Genomic DNA, 20,644 nt, shown 5'->3' with positions numbered 1-20,644 from the left:
ATTAACATGTTAAAGGGAATTGAGGATAAGTGCATTATTTTTTTACAAAAAAATAATGTTGAGGTTTTTACACCCCAACATTTATTATAGAACCGCTTTTCCTTGTAGTTCTTTAAAAATTTTATTCATAACTTTGTACAAGTAAGTATATAATTAAATAAGACTTGTATTAAAAAGTTGGGAGTAGAATGTTAACAGATAGCCAAGTTTTACTAATTATAATTATAGGTTGTTTATTAATAATGGGAATTTCTATAGTGGTCAAAAAAACACATTTAGTTGTAAACTTTTTTCTAAAAAGTGTTGTAGGTCTAGTTGGTATATACTTAATGAATGAACTACTCGAATCCCTAAGAGTGAACGTTGAATTAGGTCTAAACGTTGGAAATGCCTTAACAATAGGTGTTTTAGGATTGCCTGGTTTTGTTTTATTATATTTACTTGTTATTTATCATAATTTATTCAAATAATAAAAGTATAGGAAATGCGGACATATAATAAAGTCCAATATTTCTATGCTTTTTTTTTATTTACTATGAGATGTAGAGAGTTAAATAAAATGAGTATTGTAAAATTTACACAAATAATAGCGTAATAAATATACAAAAATAAAAATAAATAATATAATATGCACAATAATGGAATAAAATGTGGACTTTTGTATGAAAACAACATATAATATAAATTAATAAATTATTTTAATAATTAACCAACACAAATCAATGTTGAATAATATTAATTGATTTTTAACACAACAACATTAAATTAACAGTGATTTACTGCAAGAGGAGGTAAAGCATTGACTATTGCCTATATAAATTTGATCATAATATTAATTATTTCTGTTATTACAGATAAAAAATCATATAAGATCAATAATAAAATTTTATTCATAGGAAGTTTGTTTGGATTTTTCCTCAATTCTGTTCAAAATGGATTGAAGGGGTTTACAGACTCATTCTTAGGATTTATTCTTCCTATTACTTTTCTATTTGTTTTATTTGCCCTTAATATGTTAGGGGCTGGGGATGTAAAATTATTTGCTACAATTGGTGCGTTAATGGGATTTGAATTTGTCTTATATGTTATGTTGTATTCTTTTGTGTTTGGTGGAATATTAGCATTTGTTATTCTAATTAGAAGAAGGTTATTATTAAATAGACTCAAGTATTTTATGACGTATATAACTTCTGTTTTTATAACCAAAAGGCTTGGTGTCTATTATGATAAAAAAAGAGATGGACTTGAACCAGTGATGCATTTTTCCTATGCCATAACCATGGGCGTGCTAATTAAAATAATAACACTTATGTGAAATGGAGTGAAGATATTTGAAAATATACAATTTAGTTTTAGGTGATAAAGATACTTTGTTCAACACGAAGTTAATAAAATACATAAATACTCAAAAAGAGCAACCCTTTAATTCGAGAGGATTTTCAGATAAGAGTATATTATCTAAGCATATCATAGAAAATAATATTGATGTATTACTCTTAACTCCTGAAATGTATGATTCTGATATAAGTTATGAAAATGTTAAATTGGTAATTATTTTTTCTGAAGGGAATAAACCTAATTGGGTAAAAGAACTGCCAGTTATTTATAAATATCAAGGTGTGAATAAAATATTAACTAAGGTGATGAGTTTATACTCTGAGGTTAGTGAAGATACAGTAATTAACAATAATAATACAACTAAAATAGTAGGCGTTTACTCACCTATAGGAAGAAGTGGAAAAACCACATTATCCTTTGGGATTTGTGGATTATTAAGTGAAAACAAAAAAGTATTGTGTATTAATCTTGAAGAATTAAACAGCGTAATAAATTCTAATTTAAAAAGCAGTGAATATACCCTGTCTGATTTACTTTACTATATTAGGCAGAAAACCCCCAATGTTTTATTAAACATAAAAAATATAGTGGAGAAGATAAATGGATTCGATTATATATTTCCTGTTAGATGTTATGTAGACTTATTAGATACAAAATTAGAGGAATGGCAATTGCTTATAGAGATACTTAAAAAGGAGTCTGACTATGATGTGGTTGTTATAAATTTTGGTAATTCTATTTATTCATATACCTTAGATTTAATAAGTTTGTGTGATGAAAAAATACTTATATCCTTACCTGATAATGCCTCTAGCCAGAAGTTTAATAGTTGGATGGAGTCTATAATGCTGCTGCAGAGAGATGATTTGTTTATAAATACTACCATTGTTTTGAACCATCAGACTTCATGTAACAAAATATTTGTAGAAGATAATATAGATTTTACTTTGCCCTATGAAGAAGAGATAAATGAAAGGCATATTCATTATGATTCTGAGTATGGACAAGTAGTAAATAAAATAATAAAAAAATTACAGGTTGGTTGATAGTATGGATGCTGATGTTTTAAATGAATTAAAAGAACAGGTACTAGACAGAATTGATTTAACCAAAGATATGGATGATGGTGAGATACAAACCATTATAGACAGCATTATTATTGAAAAATGCAAAGAAAAATTTTTAAGTTTAAACCAAAGAGAAATCATTAGTAAAAATTTATTTAACGCAATTAGAAGATTAGATATTATTCAAGAATTAATAGAAGACCCTACAATAACTGAAATAATGATCAATGGACCACAGTGTATTTTTATTGAGAAGAATGGATACATAACAAAATGGAACAAAGTTTTCGAAAGTAAGGAAAAGCTAGAAGATGTCATTCAACAAATTGTATCAAAAGTTAATCGTGTTGTTAATGAAGCCTCTCCAATTGTAGATGCAAGATTACAAGATGGATCTAGAATCAATGTCGTATTACCTCCTGTAGCGCTAAATGGACCAATTCTAACAATCAGAAAATTCCCCGAAAAACCAATTACCATGGAACAGCTAATAGAATGGAATGCTATAACAAATGATGCTGCAAAGTTTTTAGAATGCCTAGTAAAAGCCAAATACAATATATTTATTTGTGGTGGAACAGGATCAGGTAAAACAACTTTTCTAAATGTATTGTCTAATTATATACCTGAAGATGAACGTATTATAACTATTGAAGATTCTGCAGAGTTGCAAATAAAATCCGTTGAGAATTTAATAAAGTTAGAAACAAGAAATGCAAATATAGAAGGGAAAAATGCCATTACTATAAGAGATTTAATAAAATCATCTCTACGTATGAGGCCAGATAGAATTGTAGTTGGAGAAGTTAGAGGGGCAGAAGCTTTGGATATGCTACAAGCCATGAATACAGGACACGATGGTTCTATATCAACAGGTCATGCCAATTCAACAAAAGATATGCTGACGAGATTGGAAACTATGGTTTTAACAGGAGCCGTTATTCCACTAGAAGCCATTAGGCAACAGATCGCATCTGCCATAGATATTATCGTTTATTTAGGAAGAATTAGAGATAAATCAAGAAGGGTACTTGAAATAGTAGAAGTACTTCATTATGAAAATAACGAAATAAAAATTAATGCCTTATATAAGTTCAGAGAAATCAAAGAAACACCTGAAGGCAAAATAGAGGGTGTTTTGGAAAGAACAGATAAAGAAATGGTAAATAAACAAAAACTTCAAATGGCAGGATTAAATATGAATTTATAATGCTTAATGCAAATGTAGTTTAGGAGGCAATGACCTTTTAAGTGAGGTGTAGAAGTGACTAAAATAGAAAGAAAAACAAATTATAATAGGTATTCTATGTCAATAAAGGAGTACTTCTTTTATTATTCTATAAGCATTATTGGGATTATTATGATTGGCATATTATTTTACAACCGTATTATTTTAGGCTTTATATTTACTCCCTTAAGTTATTATATAGTAAAGGAAAGAAAAAAAGAGTTATTAAGCAAACAAAAAAATGAACTTAATACTCAATTTAAAGATGCTATTTATGCAATATCATCTGCATTAAATGCGGGATACTCAGTTGAAATGTCCTTTAAAGAAGCTTATAGAGATTTATCTTTGATCTATATTAATCAGAACACACCCATTTTAAAAGAACTAGAATACATTGTTAGACAAATTGATGTTAACATTCCTGTAGAGAATTTATTATATGATTTTGCTAATCGGTCAGGAGTAGAGGATATAGAAAACTTTGCAGATGTTTTTATCACTTGTAAAAAAACAGGTGGTGATATTATAAAAGTCATTAGAAATACATCAAGAGTTATTGTAGAAAAAATAGAGATTAAAAGAGAAATTAACATAGTAATCTCAAGTAAAAAATTTGAGCAAAAAATTATGTGTCTCATACCCTTTGGAATCATACTTTATCTTTGGGTATCATCTCCAGGATTTTTAGATGTTATGTACAATACTTTGGGTGGAATGATTACAATGACAATTTGTTTAATGGTTTATTTGTTGAGCTGGGTATTGTCAAAAAAGATTATGGAAATAGAAGTTTAAAGGGGTCTGAAAATGATAGGAATAATGATAAGTGTGGCTTTGCTACTAAGTATCGTTGTATTAATTATTGTTACAAGAAATTATGAAAAAGAAGATATAGATGTTCTTGACAAAAAGGAATATAAATTGTATCAAATAATGCCTACTAGTTTATTTCTAATGGATAAAGTTTTTAAAATAAAGCACCTTACAACGAGAGATTATAAAATCAAACAACAATTAGCAATGTTATATGGGGAAAAAATATCGGCCTATAAATTAAGGTTATATGTGGCAGATAAAATTTCGTTAATAATACTTATATTATTTTCTTTTAGCTTTTTAGGGTTAGTGATTGGATATAGTGATTATCAAAATACATATTTAATTGAAGGAAATACTTTGTTAAGGCCTGGATACAATCAAGGTGCTACATCTTATGAATTAGACTTAACCATAAAAACTGAAAATGAAATACTTAATGAATCAATAGAAGTAATGGTTGAGCCTAAAAGTCTTACAACAGAACAAGCTCTGAGACTATTAGAAAATAGTTTGGAATACTTAAAGGTCTATATATTGGGAGAAAATGAATCGTTGAACAATGTCCAATATCCTTTAAAACTCATAAAAGAAATTCCTGGTACGCAAATAAAAGTTAATTGGGAATCATCCCATCCAGAAATAATAGATTCTAATGGAATGATTGATTTTAAGGATATTACTGAAGAAGGTATATATGTAAGTTTGTTGCCAACATTAGTCTATGGTGATATTCAATTAAAACATAATTTAATAGTACAAGTATGGCCTAGGGTAATCAGCCAAAAAGAATTGTTGGAAAGCAATCTAAATAGAATGTTAGATGAATTGAATAAAGAAGGTTTGGAGAATTCAGAGGTTGTATTGCCTTCGGAGATAGGTGATGGGGAAGTTCAATTAGTTTGGGCTGAGCCAAAAGATAGTATGGCTCTAAAAATTTTAATGGTAGGTTTATTTGTCTCGGTTGTAATATATTTTGCAAAAGAAGAAGATTTAAAGAAAAAAGTTGAGGAACGCAACCAGCAAATAAGATTGGATTTTCCAGAGTTTATTAGCAAGTTATCCTTACTAATAAGTGCTGGAATGACAGTATCAAAAGCCTGGGAAAAGTTAATAAATGATTATAGAAATCAAAAGCAAGAGATGGCGTATAGGTATTTGTATGAAGAGGCCATTGTCGCGTATTTAGAAATACAAGGTGGACAATCTGAGTTAAGAGCCTATGAACGGTTTGGAAGAAGATGTAAGTTGCCAGAACTTATGAAGTTCAGCTCTATAATCATTCAAAATATTAGAAAAGGGACAAGCACTCTTATAGAAGCGTTAAATGAACAAGGAGAAGAGGCTTGGGGTAAGAGAAAAGAAGTGGCAAAGCTCCTTGGAGAACAAGCCAGTACCAAACTTTTACTACCAATGATGATGATGTTATTGATTGTCATTGTGATTATAATGGTGCCTGCATTAATGTCAATGAGTATGTAAAAATACATCATTTGTATTAATGGATGATGATTAATATATTAAGGAGGAATTTTAATGAATTTAATAAAGAGGTTTTGGTATGAAGAGGATGGGATAGGAATTGTTGAGATTATTTTAATTTTAGTTATTTTAATTGGGCTTGTAGCCATATTTAGAACTCAAATTACAGATATTCTTCAAAGGGCATTTAATTCAATTACACGTAATTCAAATGAAGTAATAAGTGATATTGAGATTGATTTCGAATAAAGAAATTGTAAAAAAGGGGAATATGCTGTGAATAGTAAACAAGAAGGGTCTATTACTGTCTTCCTAAGTTTAATAATCGTGTTGTTGTTGGCTATAGTTGCTACAACAGTAGAAACAACTAGAATTCACATTGCAAGACTTCATATAGAGAGAAGTCTAAATTCGGCAATGCATTCTGTTTTAGCAGAATTTGATTCTAATTTATTAGATGAATATGGCATTATAACCTTAGATGCTACATACGGCAGTAATGAGATAGACACTTCATTAATGTCAGATAGGGTAAATTACTATTTACAGCATTCATTTCAACCCCAAAAAGATCTTAAAGAGAGTAATGTTTTCTTCTCTTTAATAAACAACAGTATAAATAATGGGAACTACTTGGACTTATATGGACTGAATGTAAAAGACATAGAAATATATAATCTTACAAGTATAGTAGACAAGAATACAGAAATATTCAAATACCAAATACTCGAAGATATGAAGTTTAGAGGACCAGGTATTGTTGTTGAGGAATTTTTAGGCAAGCTTAATCTAGTGAGTAAGGCGTCAAAAACAGCAGAAGTTATACAAAATAAAGCGGAGTTAGATACCAAAGTAGAACAAGTAGGGAAAACTTACATAAGATTAATGGAATTGATAGATGGCATAGAATTTATACATAATTCAATAGATTTCTATAATAACAAAGTGAGTATTGCGCCTTATTATGTAAAAAAACTTAATTCAAATTATATATCATGGGATACTATAACAAACAACCCTCAAATCAATGAATCCTTTAAAGGGGAACTGTATCAAATTGGTAATGAAGGATTATATTCAGAAATTCAAAATCTCTTACAAGGGAAAACAAACTATTATAATTTAAAAAGAGATATAGGAAATCTCCAAAGAGAAATATCTCGTAAAGAAGAAGAGATTACTAACATAGAAGAAGAAAAACGTATGGAAGAAAAAAATCTAAATGATTTATGGGATGTTTTAGATGAATTAGAGATGGAAGATGAGAATTATAAAGTAACCATGCAACAAATAGGAGAGTTAGAAGATATAGTAGAAAATTATAAAGAAGATATTAAAGATTTGGAATCAGATATAAGTAAAAATCATGATGAAATAGATCGTATAGATAGAAGAATATTGGAAGAAGAAAAGATCTTTGAAAAGGGTACTGATAATGTCATAGAAGAACTTGATAAAATAACCAATGTTCTTTTCAGGATACGGAACATAAATGATGAAGCATTGCAAGAAATAGGAAGTATAAATAATAATATAATTGATTTGCAAATAGAAATAATAGATTATGAAATAGAGTTAGACAATAACAAAGATGAACTAATTGAAGAAACATATGATGCACTGAAAAAAGATATAAAAGAGTTAAAAAGCCAATTACAAATAGAAAATAACAGTATGCCATTAAATACATTTAATAATATAGCTGCAATGGAAGAAATATTAAATTATAATTTAAACCTATTAAATCAAGATAAAATACGAGAGTTGAATTTTTATAAATCAGATGAATTTTTTAATGAAATAGATATTAGAGCAGAAGAAATAGTTGCTAGAAATACACTAGTTCAGAACTGGGAATCAGAAATTAACAATATTAAATATGTAAGGGAACTAAAAAATTACATTGAACATTTTAATGAATATGGCAAAGACAGTGATAGATACCTTCAATTCGATTACAGTGATTTTAATTTTAATAAAATAGACAAAGAGGCAAGAGCAAGTGATCCAAGAAGTAATGATAACATTACCAATAAAGATAAAATCTTAGAGGCTATTGACTTAACAGCTGATGAAATGAAATTAATTGAAGTGGATAAACTCCCATCAGGGGTGGCCTCTGGGATAGAAATTAACAATGAAAATATTAGCTTTAAAAACACTAAGTTTACTTCGCAGGTGCTAGACATGTTAAAGGGGTATAGCTCTGGAATAAGTAGTAAGATAAGGGAGATGCCTAAAGACCTCCTTGTGAATGAGTACATCGTTGGTAATTTTCAGTCAGCAATAAATCATTTAGAAGATGCAGATAACCTAAGTTTAAAAAATTATGATATGAGTAATCATTATTTAGACTATGAAGTTGAGTATATTATTGAAGGTAATTTAGATGAAGTATTAAATTTAAAGAGCGTTTCAAGTAAAATTATTGGTGTGCGTTTTGGATTAAATTTAATACATGTATTATCAGACCCTGTTAAAAGGCAGATGACTTTAAATATGGCTACAGCCATAATAGGTTGGACGCCATTAGGATTTTTAATTTATATTGCACAATTTCTGATTATGTGTGCTTGGAGTTATGCGGAATCTTATATTGATTTAATGTTATTACTTCAAGGAAAGTCTGTTGCATTCATCAAAACAAGAAATGATTGGGTTTTAGATGAAAGAGGTATAAAAAGTTTTGCCTTAGACTTAGTAACCAATAAGGCTACAGAAATTGTAAACCAAACAACGGATAAGACAATAGAAAAAGCAATAGACTTAGTAGATGAATTTAGTACCTACTTAGATGATGAATTAAAAGAATATGCAACTAGCACAATAGCTGGTATTTTTGATGATGGCTACAGAATGGGAGAAGAGGCGAAGGACTTTATAGATAGACAAGTAGATGAGATTATAGATACACATATTTTGGCATTAGTCAATAATACGGAGATGCCCAATATTGATTTAGAAATTATTTATGATGACAATGGCAGTGATTTGGTTAAAGACATTATAAGTAGTATAAATGAGAATAAAAATGGTTTATTAGATTATAGTGTCATCCATTTATTGAACTTTAAAAATGATATATATAATGAATTAGACTTGATGATAGAACAATCTAAAAATCATATAGCAAAAAGTATTGAAAGTGCCATTACATCAACGATGGAAGATATAAAAGGTATGATCAATACACAAATAAGTAGTGTTGGAGAAAAAGCAGGAAGTTTTGCAAAAGATGTAATTGATGACTTAAACAAAGAAATTAAAAATAAATTAGGAATTAATATTACAGATTCAGTGAAAAAAAACATTGCGACAAATGGAGAGAAAGAATTATTAGGAAAAATAAATATAAAATTTTCTTATGAAGATTACTTAAGATTGTTTTTATTATTTAATGTAAATGAGAGGGATAAACTCTTGCGAACTATGGATTGTATTCAAATGAATATGTATGCTATTCGAGGGGACGATTTTTTATTAAGGCAACAAATATTTTCCTTTGATGCAAAAGTAATAGTAGAAATGGATTATTTGTTTTTTAACTTGCCCTTTATGCCAAGTGGTATAAAGAATTTTGGAAGTCAAAAACATACAATAACAGTGAATTATTCACAATCCTATTAACTTTGTAACATGCCTCCCCTACGTTGCGGGCACAAGGTTTCAATGAAAGGGTAAGATTAATGTAAAAGGGAGAATGTTGAATATGAAACAAAAACTAAATAAAGGCTCCCTCACTGTGGAAGCGGCCCTGGTACTGCCAATATTTATATTTGCCATACTATTTATTAGTTATTTCATTAAGGTTATCTATATACAAGAAAATATACAACATGCCCTAGACCAAACAGCTACCCATTTAGCAACCTATGCATATGCTTATGATAAAGTTGAATTAAAAGATCTACAACAACAAGCTTATAAAAAATATAGTAAAGAATCGGAAGATATAAAAGAAGATGTATATGGCATTATCGAAAGTGGGATTGATATATTTTATGACATACATAACATATGGAACTTAGGCGAAGCAGCAGAAGAACCTGGAAGCATCAATGAATTAAATGGTGCAGATGATTTGTCTGGCCTTATTAATAATTATAGTTCCCAAGTTACTCAAATAATGAGTGAAATAAAGGGGACAGTAAGTAATTTAATAAGCAATATAACAAATCTTGGACAAGGAATAAATATAATATTAAATCATAAAGATGAAGTTTTAGCATATGGAAAAAAAGATGGTTTTGAATATATAATTAACACTATTGGGATGCAGAGTGCTAAGACAATATTTAAAAGTTATATCAATGATGATAGTTTAAAAAACTATTATGTAGTAAATGGATTTAAAGGTTTGAATTTTTCTAATTCCCAATTTATGTTAGAAAATGATCACATAGATTTAGTGGTTACGTATAAACTGGAACTACCAATACCAATAAAGATTATAAATAATATTAATCTCATCCAAAGAGTTAAAGTAAGAGCGTGGACCGGTTATAATTACGAGAATAATATAGAGGATGATAATTTAGAAGAAGTATTTAGGGTATATGTATCTAAAAGTGCCATTGAAAACGAATTAGAAACCATATACCATACCAATGAATTATGTAGATACATAAATATACAAATAATAGTTACAGCGTTTAAAGAAGTTAAAGAACGAGATCCTTGTAATGTATGTGCAGATGAAGATGAAGTATCTGATGAAGATATTGTATATGTAACAAATGGTGGTCGTGTTTATCATATGGATGAAAATTGTTTTACTATTAATAGAACCATATCTTACTTGCCGCTTGAAGAATTAGTAAATCCTAGAGAATGTAAGACGTGTGCGAACTAATGAAGGGGAATGAGGGAAGCCTTGTGAATATATACCTGTTACTAGTAATAATTGTATTAAATGCATTAGTAATTCTATGCCAAATAGAACTAGATCAACATTACAAAGTGACTATTCCAAGAATGGTTACAACCATTTTAATAATATCAAGTTTAATATACCGTTTGTATTTTCTATATGGAATAAATCATTTTTTTCTTATGACACTATTATGTATTACCTTTTTGCTCATAGTAAGTATTAAAGATATAAAAAATAAAGAGGTACCAATGAATTATCTTTTGTTAACAATCATAATGGGGTTTGTGTTGGTATGGATAAATCCTAATGTAACATTAATAGAGAGCCTTGTTGGCGGGGGAATAGGGGTATCTTTGATGATTCTTGGGGTTATAACAAGGAATGCCATAGGTCAAGGGGATGGGTTAGTGGTTATGGCTATTGGTATATTGGTAGGTTGGCAAATGACCCTTGCAATTCTTTCTTATGGATTGATTATATCTGCGTGTTATAGCGGTTATTTATTGATAATTAAAAGGAAAAGTAGAAAAACAAAAATTCCTTTCGTTCCGTTTTTGTTTATAGCATCAATGATTATGTATCTACTATAAAAGTTAAAAGGGTGAAAAAATGCAAGGGGATAAATTAGAAGGAAGTTTTACTATCGAAGCAGCATTTATTATGCCAATAATCATAATAACCATAATAACGCTTATTTATATGACTTTTTATTTGCACGATATGACTTATTTGCAAAGTGTTGCAAATAATACAGCTATGAAAGGTGCTCAGTCTTTAAAGTACATAGATGTGGATATGAATACAATGAATATAAATTATGAAAATATAAATAACCGTTTTATATACTGGCGAAACACAAATTTAAATCATCGAAGAGGGGATTTAAAAAGTCACTTTAATAATCAGATAAAAAACAAGTTATTTCAAGTACAAGCTAAAGACATAACAGTATACACTGAAATTGAAAGCAAGGGCTTAAATAAATATCTAAAAGTAGACGCAATAGCAGAATTTAGAACGCCTTTTAATTTTATTTCCCAAATACTTAACGGAGGCAAAACAATACATATACAAGTATCTTCAAAAGCTATTTTACCAGATCAGCAAGAATTCATTAGAACTGTAAATTTAATAGAGTATGTATTAAACAATTATACAATATTTGATGGATTGGTAGAAAAATATAATGATGTCTTAAGTCAGATTAAAAATCAATTTTAAGGGGTGAATGAAATGAATGCTATCTCTCAATACAAATTAAGTTTTGATAGGGACATACATAAAAATTATATGTTGTTTAGTGGGAACATAAATAACTTTCAAGAAGAAGATTACCAACTAAAAATGTTATTAAATAATTCCATAACCAATTTATTAGAGTTTAATTTAGTATGTCATAATGAAGATGTGAAGTTGCATTATGACATAACTTCTAAACAGTCTTTAAGGGATATACTAACCAAAAGAGAATTAACATCCAAGGAAATAAAAAAATTATTAGAAAGAATTATAGACACAGTAGAAAATGGATGCAACTATCTTCTTGATGAAAACAATTATTTAATTTGTCCAGAATATATATATATTAATATTTCTAGTTTTGAACCTTATTTTTGTTATTTACCTCAAGCTCAAATAGAAGAAAATATGATGGACAAGTTAAAGGATTTAATAGAATACTTAATGAACAATGCATCTGAAAAAGATAGTGATGCAGTTCTTCTAATACATAGGTTATATAAGAAAACGAAAAAGGATGATTTTACATTTAAAGATCTAAAAAACATACTCTATCAAAAAAATGAAAAATCGGAAATAACAATAAGAGATAATAATGAGGAAAAGGTAGAATTGAGGGAAAAAGTAGCAGAGAGTTCTATTGCAAAAAGTAAAGTAGTTAGTAGGGCGCCTATTAAAAGAGAAAGAGTAAAGGAAGACAAAGAAATTCTTAAATTTTCCACAAAATATAAAATTATAGCCGTCTTTATTCAAGTTCTAATGCTTTTATTAATGTATTTAACGGTCTCAAGAAAAGTCTTTGTTGATAGTGTTACAAAGGAGTTGGATGTGGTTAACTTAGTAGCATTCTTTGTGATTTTAATTGTTATTGATTTATATATGCTTACTAAAATATTTAATTCAAAAAACAAAATAGTAAAAATCGTTCAAGTTGAGAAAGAGGTGCCTATTCCATCATCCATTAATTATTCTTGTATTACTTTGGAGAGGCAATCTATGTATGATAATAAAAATTTACCAAGTATAAATGATGAACCTATGCATCTTCCAATAGTAGAAAAAGTTAAGAATGAGGATGAAGGAACAGTGTTGCTAAGTAATAATCCTCAAGAAGAAGGAACAATGTTACTAAATGAAGAAGTGAATGATCGAAAAGCTAGTTTATCTTATAGCAAAGGAAATTTCATTGAAGAAATTAATATTAATGTTTTTCCTTTCTTAATAGGAAAGTTAAAAGGTCAAGTTGATTACGTTATTGATAGTGACACCATAAGCAGGTTGCATGCAAAAATTATTTATAATAACAATAGTTATTATATTATAGACATCAACTCCCGAAATGGAACCTTTCTAAATGGAATGAGACTAGATAGCCAAAAGGAATACTTGCTTAACAATGGAGATGAAATAAAATTCTGTAATATTAAAGTTACATTTAATAATATTTAATTTATGAAGTAGAGGTGGATGTATATAGGATGGTAAAGCTTAAGTGTATTAACAGTTGTTTGTTCATAACCTTATTTTTAATATTAATTGTAGCAACAAACGGAAAAGGAATAATAAATATTAATGGTAATGAGGTATTAAAAGAGGGTATAAGAACATTATTAAATAATGAAGAAATAGAAATTCATTACGAAGGATTTGTAAATACTTATGATGACCTACTAGGAAAAATAGCTATAGAAGGTACACTAAAGACAGATTTGCTTGCTAATGAACAGAAGGGAACTTTTGATATAAATTTAGGCGTTGTAGATTTAAATATATTGCAAGGAACGTATTCTTACAAATCAGGGACTCTGGTAATAGAACTGCCATATATATTAGATGAACCTATTTATTATAATTTTGTTAATGAAAATAAGGAATATAGTATAGAAGATATTTTTAATAATATGCCTAAGTTAAATTATAAAGGAAGAGAATCAATAACTGTTACAAACATACATAATAAAACCTATAAAATGTGGATAAATAATTATGGAGCTAAAATATTCATAAATGATTTACTTTATAAAGTGGTGGATGTAAATAATTTACATGATATAACCAAGGGTATAGGTAATAGTATAGTAGAGATTGATTTTTATGTAGATGAAGATACCGCTATTAGAAAAATAACAGTAATAGTATATGAGGAAATAAAAGGCGAGAAGAGGATAGAATTAATAATAAACATACATTAAAACTATTTAAAAAGGTGAATCTGTTTACAAGATTCGCCTTTTTTTGACTAAATACTAATTATTCAAAATAGTCAATAACGACATAATAATTGTATATTTTATATAAGTGATTTTTATTTCAACGTGCAATATGCTTAAAATAATATACATTGTAGCAAAAAATAATTTAATATATGATGAACAATAGACATATAATGAGGTGAGAGAGTATAATTATTTAGTAATGTTACACAACAAAATATCTGAATATTATATAGCTGTTATCAAAATTTTGCAAATATTACAATGCATTTTTGTGAGAGGGCATTGTAATGGTAATAATAGTTATATTAAAAAGGGGGTAGGCGTTTAAGGTAGGAAAGTTTACTTAGTTACGACTAGAAAAATTAAGAGAGATTGTGGAGGGGAATTGAATGAGGAAATCGAGAGTATTTAATTTTTTATTTACTATGGTACTTGTATTTTCAATGGTTGGAATGAATTTGCCAAGTATTATTAAAGCAAGTACATATGATAATCCAATCAATAAAAAAATTTTTGGGGAAAATTTTGAGGGAGCAACATCTGAAAATATATTAACAGCCGCTTATAGATCTTTGCCCAATGACGAAACTACGCCGATGTATATTAGAAAAGGTGGAACAATAAATGTTAGTCAACAAGGGTTCTTAGAGATAGGCCCTAGCAGTGGTGGAAGATTTGTTATAGGATCTTTAGATAGTACAGATACCACATCAAGCACTACACCAGGTGGTGTTTTTGATCTAAGCCAACCATATAGAATTATTATAAAAGTAGCTGGTGTAAGTGGTAACCTAGCTAAAAACTTTCAAGTTTATATTGATAACAATACAACATCTCAAGGTAATTCAATACATGGAAATGCTTCAAGAGTATTGCAACAAAAACTTAGTGATATAAATGCAGGAACTATAATTATAGAACCAAGTATTGGCACAAACACATCTTTTATTAAACTGCGATGTGAATCTGATGGAATGATTCAAATCGAAGAAGTAATTATAGAAAGTTTAGTAGAATTTGAAGTGCCAGACGAGCCAACAGATCCAAACGAGCCAACAGATCCAGACGAGCCAACAGATCCAAACGAGCCAACAGATCCAGATGAGCCAACAAATCCAGACGAGCCAACAGATCCAGACGAGCCAACAGATCCAAACGAGCCAACAGATCCAGATGAGCCAACAAATCCAGACGAGCCAACAGATCCAGATGAGCCAACAAATCCAGACGAGCCAACAGATCCAGATGAGCCAACAGATCCAGACGAGCCAACAGATCCAGACGAGCCAACAGATCCAGACGAGCCAACAGATCCAGACGAGCCAACAGATCCAGACGAGCCAGTTAATTTTAAAGTGTTTTTTGAGGATGATTTTGAGGGTGCTGATTCCAATAGTTTATTTACAGCGGCTTATAAATCATTGCCAAATGACTCAACAAAAGCTATGTATTTAAAAACAGGTGGACATCCACAAGTAAATGATGGAAAGTTAACAATTGGCAATGCTAGAATGACAATAGGAGCATTATCTACACAAAATACAACTTCATCATTTACACCAGGGGGAGTATTTGATTTAAGCAAACCATATAAAATTATAATAAATGTATCAGGAATTTCAGGTAACTTAGGAAAGAAATTTCAAGTATATGTAGATAACAATACAACGGGAATGTCAAATTCCATTCATGAGGGAGCATCTAGAATATTTGATAGTACTCTATCAAATATGGTGCTAGGTCAATTGGTTATAGAATCTTCCATAGGTACAACGGAATCCTTTATTGGATTGAGAGTAGAAAACGAAGGATTTGTAACAATTGACGACATAATAGTACAAAGTTTAGTTGAATTAGAAGGTGGCCCAACAAACCCAGATGAGCCAACGAATCCTGATGACCCAACAAACCCAGATGAGCCAACGAATCCTGATGACCCAACAAACCCAGATGAGCCAACGAATCCTGACGATCCGACGACACCAGATGAGCCAAGTATTCCAATGATTCCAGATGTACCTAATATTGATCCTGATAAAGCAATTTTTGTTGCGCCTAATGGAGTAGCAGGTGCACCAGGAACAATTGATAATCCAATGCCTTTCACGGAAGCACTAACAAAAGTTGCTCCAGGTGAGACAATTTTTATGCGTGGTGGAAGATATGAATATGATTACCAAATAACCATTGAGCATGGCAATAATGGTCAAAGAAATGCTATGAAATCAATTGTTGCATATAATGGTGAAAAACCAGTTTTAGATTTTTCATCACAAGCTTATAATGCAAGCACACCAAGTGTCAATCCAAGAGGGCTTCAAATAAATGGTAATTATTGGTACGTAAAAGGTGTAGAATTCTATGGTTCAGCAGATAATGGACTATTTATTGCAGGTAATTATAATATTATAGATTTATGTATAGCGAATGCCAATAGAGATACGGGGATTCAGTTAGGTCGACGCAACTCAACATTAGCAAATATAGAAGATTGGCCTTCTTATAATCTAATATTAAATACAACAGCATTTAATAATGCAGACCCAGATAATTATGGAGATGCAGACGGTTTTGCATCTAAATTAACAACAGGTCCTGGCAATGTATTTGATGGTTGTATAGCATATAACAATGTTGATGATGGATGGGACTTTTTCACGAAAACAGATACAGGCCCAATCGGTTCTGTAGTTGTAAGAAATAGTGTAGCATTCAATAATGGTATGACAACGGATGGACGTTTTAGTTCTAATAGTGGTGGAAATGGATTCAAACTTGGTGGTTCGAGTATGGCAATGGACCATCTAATAGTAAATAGCGTGGCATTTAATAATAGAGCTCACGGATTTACGGATAATAGTAATCCTGGAACCATAACCTTGATTAACTGTACTAGTTTTAATAATAGTACTCATAAAGCAGGAGCTAAAAGTAATTTTGATTTAGCAAGAAGTTCTTCATCACACAATATTTTTATTAATTTATTATCTTATACAACAGATATTAACCAAGTTGCAAGTGATAAATTTAGAGGAACGGCATCACATAGTATCTTTTTTAATTCTAAAAAATATTATCATGTAGAAAATGAAATGTCTGTAGCGCATGGAAGTAGTGCGACAAGAGGAAAAGAGATACCAGCTCCAAGTGCAAATGAATTTGTAAGTATAACACCACCAGCTCAAAGTCAGTTGGATAATATTCATGAATTGTTTAGAAATCCAGATGGCTCAATTAATATGGGAGCATTCTTAAAATTAGCTGATGACAGCCAATTTAAAGGTATTGGTGTAGATGGAGTAGATTTAGGAGCAGTATTTGGTGGTGAAGGTAGTGGATTTATCCCAGCAGATCCAGTAGACCCAGCAGATCCAGTAGACCCAGTAGATCCATCTGACCCAGCAGATCCATCTGACCCAGCAGATCCAGTAGACCCAGTAGATCCATCTGACCCAGCAGATCCAGTAGACCCAGTAGATCCAGTAGATCCATCTGACCCAGTAGACCCAACAAACCCAGATTTACCAAATGACATGTTTGCTTTAGTAGGTTATGCAACATTAAATGGTGGTACAACAGGTGGTCATGTAGCGATTAATGGTGTGGAGCCTGTAATTGTTACAGCGTCTACAGGTGCAGAATTAGAAGCCCTTTTAAAATTTAAAAGCGATGCTAAAAAGTACCAAGAAAGAGGTACAATTGATAAAAGCACTGGAGAAGTTTGGGTTGATCCACCTATGATTATTTATATAGATGGTACAATTACCCACGACAACTCGGGTAGTAGTAAAATTGATGTAAAAGACCTTGAGAATTTATCTATTATCGGTGTGGGGACTAGAGGAGAATTCGACGGTATAGGGATGACTCTAACAAGAGCTAATAATATCATTATTAGAAACTTATCAATGCATCATGTTAGAGGTGGGTCATCTACAGCCATAGAAATAACTGTAAACAGTAAGAATGTATGGATTGACCATTGTGATTTCTATAGTGAATTAGATGTTGATAAAAACTATTATGATGGGTTGGTGGATATTAAAAGAAATTCTGAGTATATCACAGTATCTTGGAATAGATTCTACAATCATAATAAAACAATGTTAGTAGGTCATACAGATAATGAGAGTTTAAAACCTGATAAGATAACATATCATCATAATTATTTCTTTAATCTTAATTCAAGGGTGCCTTTAATCAGATATGCAGAAGTGCATATGTTTAATAATTATTTTAAAGATATAGTGGATACTGCTATTAATTCTAGAGTTGGTGCTAGAGTAAGAGTAGAAAACAATTACTTTGATAATGCTGGTGCAGGAACAGTTGATCCTGTTACAGGCCAAATTAAAGGGCCTTTAGGTTGGTTTTATGGAAGTCCTAGTACGGGATACTGGCATGTAAGCGGTAATGTGATTATAAATAGTCCTGTAAGTGAATATGAATCAACGACTCAAATGACTATTCCTTATGATTATAGTAGTGTATTACATTCAGCAGAAGATGCTAAGGATTTAGTATTGCAGTATGCTGGAGTTGGTGTGCTTGATGGTTTTGAGCCTCCGATAATTGTAGAGCCTACGGAGCCAGTAAACCCACCAGACCCATCAGATGATGGAGATCCTGATGATGAGGACCCAAATGATGAAGATCCAGACGATGATGAGCCAGAGTTACCAGTTGATCCTTCTATAATATTTAAAGATGGGTTCTATGGCGCTACTACTAATAATTTATTTTCAGCTGGTTATATGCCATTACCAAATGATCCAACAAAGCCAATGTATATTAAAACAGGTGGATCGCCTGCAGCAAATGGAGGGCTCTTAACCTTAAGTGCTGCTAGAATGACTATAGGTGCATTAGGAAGTTCAAACACAACAGCATCAAGCACGCCAGGTGGTGCATTTGATTTAAGTAAGCCCTATCAGATTATTATAAAAGTTGTAGCAACAGGTGGAACATCTACTCAAAAATTCCAAGTGTATGTAGACAATAATACAACAGGTCAAGCGAATTCAATACACGGGGCATCATCAAAAGTTTATGAAGAAGAAATTGGAAAAATTGGCATAGGATTACTTGTTGTTGAATCAGAAGTAGGAACGGAGAATTCATTTATACAAATACGTACAGAAAGCAATTCTAGCATTACAATTGAAGAAATCACTATTAAATATATTGAAGATGAAATAGTAGATCCAGTAGATCCAGTAGATCCAGTAGATCCAGTAGATCCAGTAGATCCAGTAGATCCAGTAGATCCGGTAGATCCGGTGGATCCAGTAGATCCAGTAGATCCAGTAGATCCAGTAGATCCGGTGGATCCAGTAGATCCGGTAGATCCAACACAAGGTAAGTTTGAAATTCATAATATCAATTTTACAAATAATCTAGGTAATGAAGTTAATGCTTTAATACCGGCTACAGATATAGTGGTTAAAGCATATATAACTAATATTAGTAATGAAGAAAGTAGTGCAACTTTAATAGTAGGATTATACGATTCAAACAATACAATGATTACTTTTGTGAGAATTCAATGGAATGCTAAAGCGGGGGAAAATAGTGTTTTAGAAGCTGGGTTTAAACTACCTCAGAATACAGAAGGTCATACTCTTAAGGCATTTATGTGGGACAGTATGGAGAATATGAATCCAATATCAAATGTAGAAATATTACAATAAATATTTACAGTTTTGTATGTCATAGAAAATGAATAAGTTTTCTATGACATACAATTAAAGTATGATCAGAAGTATTAATGAACTAGGGGGTAGTGGACAAGTGAAAAAAACAATAAGTTTTTTTCTAACACTAATATTATCAACACTCTGTATTCAATATGTTTTTGCAACAGAAATACAAGTAAATATATTGGTTGATAATGAAACAGGGGTTGTTTCTATTATTGGTAGTGGGGCACGAGGAGATAAAGAGATAACAGTACAAGTCATTGATCCAGAGGGAAATATAGATTATATTGATCAAACTATAAGTAATAGTAATGGTAATTTCATTTTTCAATATAAAATAACAGGATCATATGGAGAATATACAGCCAAAATTGGAGGAAGTGAATTTGATTCCATTAAAACAGTTTATTTTGAATATAGTAAACCATTGATTCCAATAGCCACAGATATTGAGGTTATATCAAGTATAGATGAAACGGGTATAATCAATATAATTGGAAAGGGAGCAGAGGCGAATAAAGCTATTACAGTAAAAGTAATATGTCCGGATGGTGATTTCGATTACATTGATCAAACAGTAAGCAATAACAATGGAGAATTTAGCTTCCAATACAAAACAACAGGACCATATGGAGAATATACAGTAAAAATAGGTGGGAGCGGAGTAGATTCCGTAATAACGT

General features: G+C 30.5%; 15 protein-coding genes. All 15 read left to right on the top strand.

Features of this window, described 5'->3' with window-relative positions; genetic code table 11:
* The first annotated feature begins 188 nt into the window (after positions 1 to 188).
* On the top strand, positions 189 to 470 hold the full coding sequence (locus EDC18_RS14065) for a pro-sigmaK processing inhibitor BofA family protein (RefSeq protein WP_132254175.1): 282 nt from the start codon (positions 189 to 191) through the stop codon (positions 468 to 470).
* Between the two features lie 329 nt (positions 471 to 799).
* Entirely contained in the window at positions 800 to 1,315 is a 516-nt protein-coding gene (locus EDC18_RS14060) for an A24 family peptidase (RefSeq protein ID WP_132254173.1), read from the top strand.
* Between the two features lie 16 nt (positions 1,316 to 1,331).
* Positions 1,332 to 2,384 carry a P-loop NTPase family protein gene (locus EDC18_RS14055; protein WP_132254172.1) on the top strand — a complete coding sequence of 351 codons (1,053 nt, stop codon included), beginning with the start codon at positions 1,332 to 1,334 and terminating at the stop codon, positions 2,382 to 2,384.
* 4 nt (positions 2,385 to 2,388) lie between these two features.
* Positions 2,389 to 3,615 carry a TadA family conjugal transfer-associated ATPase gene (locus EDC18_RS14050; protein ID WP_132254170.1) on the top strand — a complete coding sequence of 409 codons (1,227 nt, stop codon included), beginning with the start codon at positions 2,389 to 2,391 and terminating at the stop codon, positions 3,613 to 3,615.
* A gap of 54 nt (positions 3,616 to 3,669) precedes the next feature.
* The gene (locus EDC18_RS14045) at positions 3,670 to 4,431 is read left to right on the top strand and encodes a type II secretion system F family protein (protein WP_132254169.1); all 762 of its coding nucleotides are present in this window, start codon (positions 3,670 to 3,672) and stop codon (positions 4,429 to 4,431) included.
* Between the two features lie 12 nt (positions 4,432 to 4,443).
* Positions 4,444 to 5,934 carry a type II secretion system F family protein gene (locus EDC18_RS14040; RefSeq protein ID WP_132254167.1) on the top strand — a complete coding sequence of 497 codons (1,491 nt, stop codon included), beginning with the start codon at positions 4,444 to 4,446 and terminating at the stop codon, positions 5,932 to 5,934.
* 54 nt (positions 5,935 to 5,988) lie between these two features.
* A complete protein-coding gene (locus EDC18_RS14035; protein ID WP_132254165.1) occupies positions 5,989 to 6,183 on the top strand; it encodes a Flp1 family type IVb pilin in 195 nt (64 codons plus the stop codon).
* A 27-nt stretch (positions 6,184 to 6,210) separates the two neighbouring features.
* Positions 6,211 to 9,561: a DUF5702 domain-containing protein gene (locus tag EDC18_RS14030; RefSeq protein WP_132254163.1), complete on the top strand. Its 3,351-nt coding sequence runs from the start codon at positions 6,211 to 6,213 to the stop codon at positions 9,559 to 9,561.
* Positions 9,562 to 9,643: 82 nt separating this feature from the next.
* Positions 9,644 to 10,786 carry a TadE/TadG family type IV pilus assembly protein gene (locus EDC18_RS14025; RefSeq protein ID WP_165878600.1) on the top strand — a complete coding sequence of 381 codons (1,143 nt, stop codon included), beginning with the start codon at positions 9,644 to 9,646 and terminating at the stop codon, positions 10,784 to 10,786.
* Between the two features lie 23 nt (positions 10,787 to 10,809).
* Entirely contained in the window at positions 10,810 to 11,397 is a 588-nt protein-coding gene (locus tag EDC18_RS14020; RefSeq protein ID WP_165878599.1) for a prepilin peptidase, read from the top strand.
* Positions 11,398 to 11,416: 19 nt separating this feature from the next.
* On the top strand, positions 11,417 to 12,028 hold the full coding sequence (locus tag EDC18_RS14015) for a TadE/TadG family type IV pilus assembly protein (protein WP_132254158.1): 612 nt from the start codon (positions 11,417 to 11,419) through the stop codon (positions 12,026 to 12,028).
* Between the two features lie 12 nt (positions 12,029 to 12,040).
* Positions 12,041 to 13,495: a DUF6382 domain-containing protein gene (locus EDC18_RS14010; RefSeq protein WP_132254156.1), complete on the top strand. Its 1,455-nt coding sequence runs from the start codon at positions 12,041 to 12,043 to the stop codon at positions 13,493 to 13,495.
* A 29-nt stretch (positions 13,496 to 13,524) separates the two neighbouring features.
* Positions 13,525 to 14,238, top strand: a complete 714-nt coding sequence (locus EDC18_RS14005) for a hypothetical protein (RefSeq protein WP_132254155.1) — start codon at positions 13,525 to 13,527, stop codon at positions 14,236 to 14,238.
* Positions 14,239 to 14,651: 413 nt separating this feature from the next.
* Positions 14,652 to 19,952, top strand: coding sequence for a right-handed parallel beta-helix repeat-containing protein (locus EDC18_RS14810; RefSeq protein ID WP_243115127.1), 5,301 nt, complete (start codon positions 14,652 to 14,654; stop codon positions 19,950 to 19,952).
* Positions 19,953 to 20,052: 100 nt separating this feature from the next.
* Positions 20,053 to 20,644: hypothetical protein (locus tag EDC18_RS13980; RefSeq protein ID WP_207669228.1), on the top strand; the 592-nt coding region annotated here is incomplete at its 3' end.

The organism is Natranaerovirga pectinivora (assembly GCF_004342165.1).
GTDB lineage: Bacteria > Bacillota > Clostridia > Lachnospirales > DSM-24629 > Natranaerovirga > Natranaerovirga pectinivora.
The sequence above is the reverse complement of the archived record's forward strand: the minus strand, read 5'-3'. Positions and strand labels throughout refer to the sequence as shown.

Coding starts and splice junctions, on each gene's coding strand:
- EDC18_RS14065 (WP_132254175.1), top strand. CDS start 189: ATGTTAACAGATAGCCAAGTTTTACTAATTATAATTATAGGTTGTTTA.
- EDC18_RS14050 (WP_132254170.1), top strand. CDS start 2,389: ATGGATGCTGATGTTTTAAATGAATTAAAAGAACAGGTACTAGACAGA.
- EDC18_RS14040 (WP_132254167.1), top strand. CDS start 4,444: ATGATAGGAATAATGATAAGTGTGGCTTTGCTACTAAGTATCGTTGTA.
- EDC18_RS14035 (WP_132254165.1), top strand. CDS start 5,989: ATGAATTTAATAAAGAGGTTTTGGTATGAAGAGGATGGGATAGGAATT.
- EDC18_RS14025 (WP_165878600.1), top strand. CDS start 9,644: ATGAAACAAAAACTAAATAAAGGCTCCCTCACTGTGGAAGCGGCCCTG.
- EDC18_RS14015 (WP_132254158.1), top strand. CDS start 11,417: ATGCAAGGGGATAAATTAGAAGGAAGTTTTACTATCGAAGCAGCATTT.
- EDC18_RS14010 (WP_132254156.1), top strand. CDS start 12,041: ATGAATGCTATCTCTCAATACAAATTAAGTTTTGATAGGGACATACAT.
- EDC18_RS14005 (WP_132254155.1), top strand. CDS start 13,525: ATGGTAAAGCTTAAGTGTATTAACAGTTGTTTGTTCATAACCTTATTT.
- EDC18_RS14810 (WP_243115127.1), top strand. CDS start 14,652: ATGAGGAAATCGAGAGTATTTAATTTTTTATTTACTATGGTACTTGTA.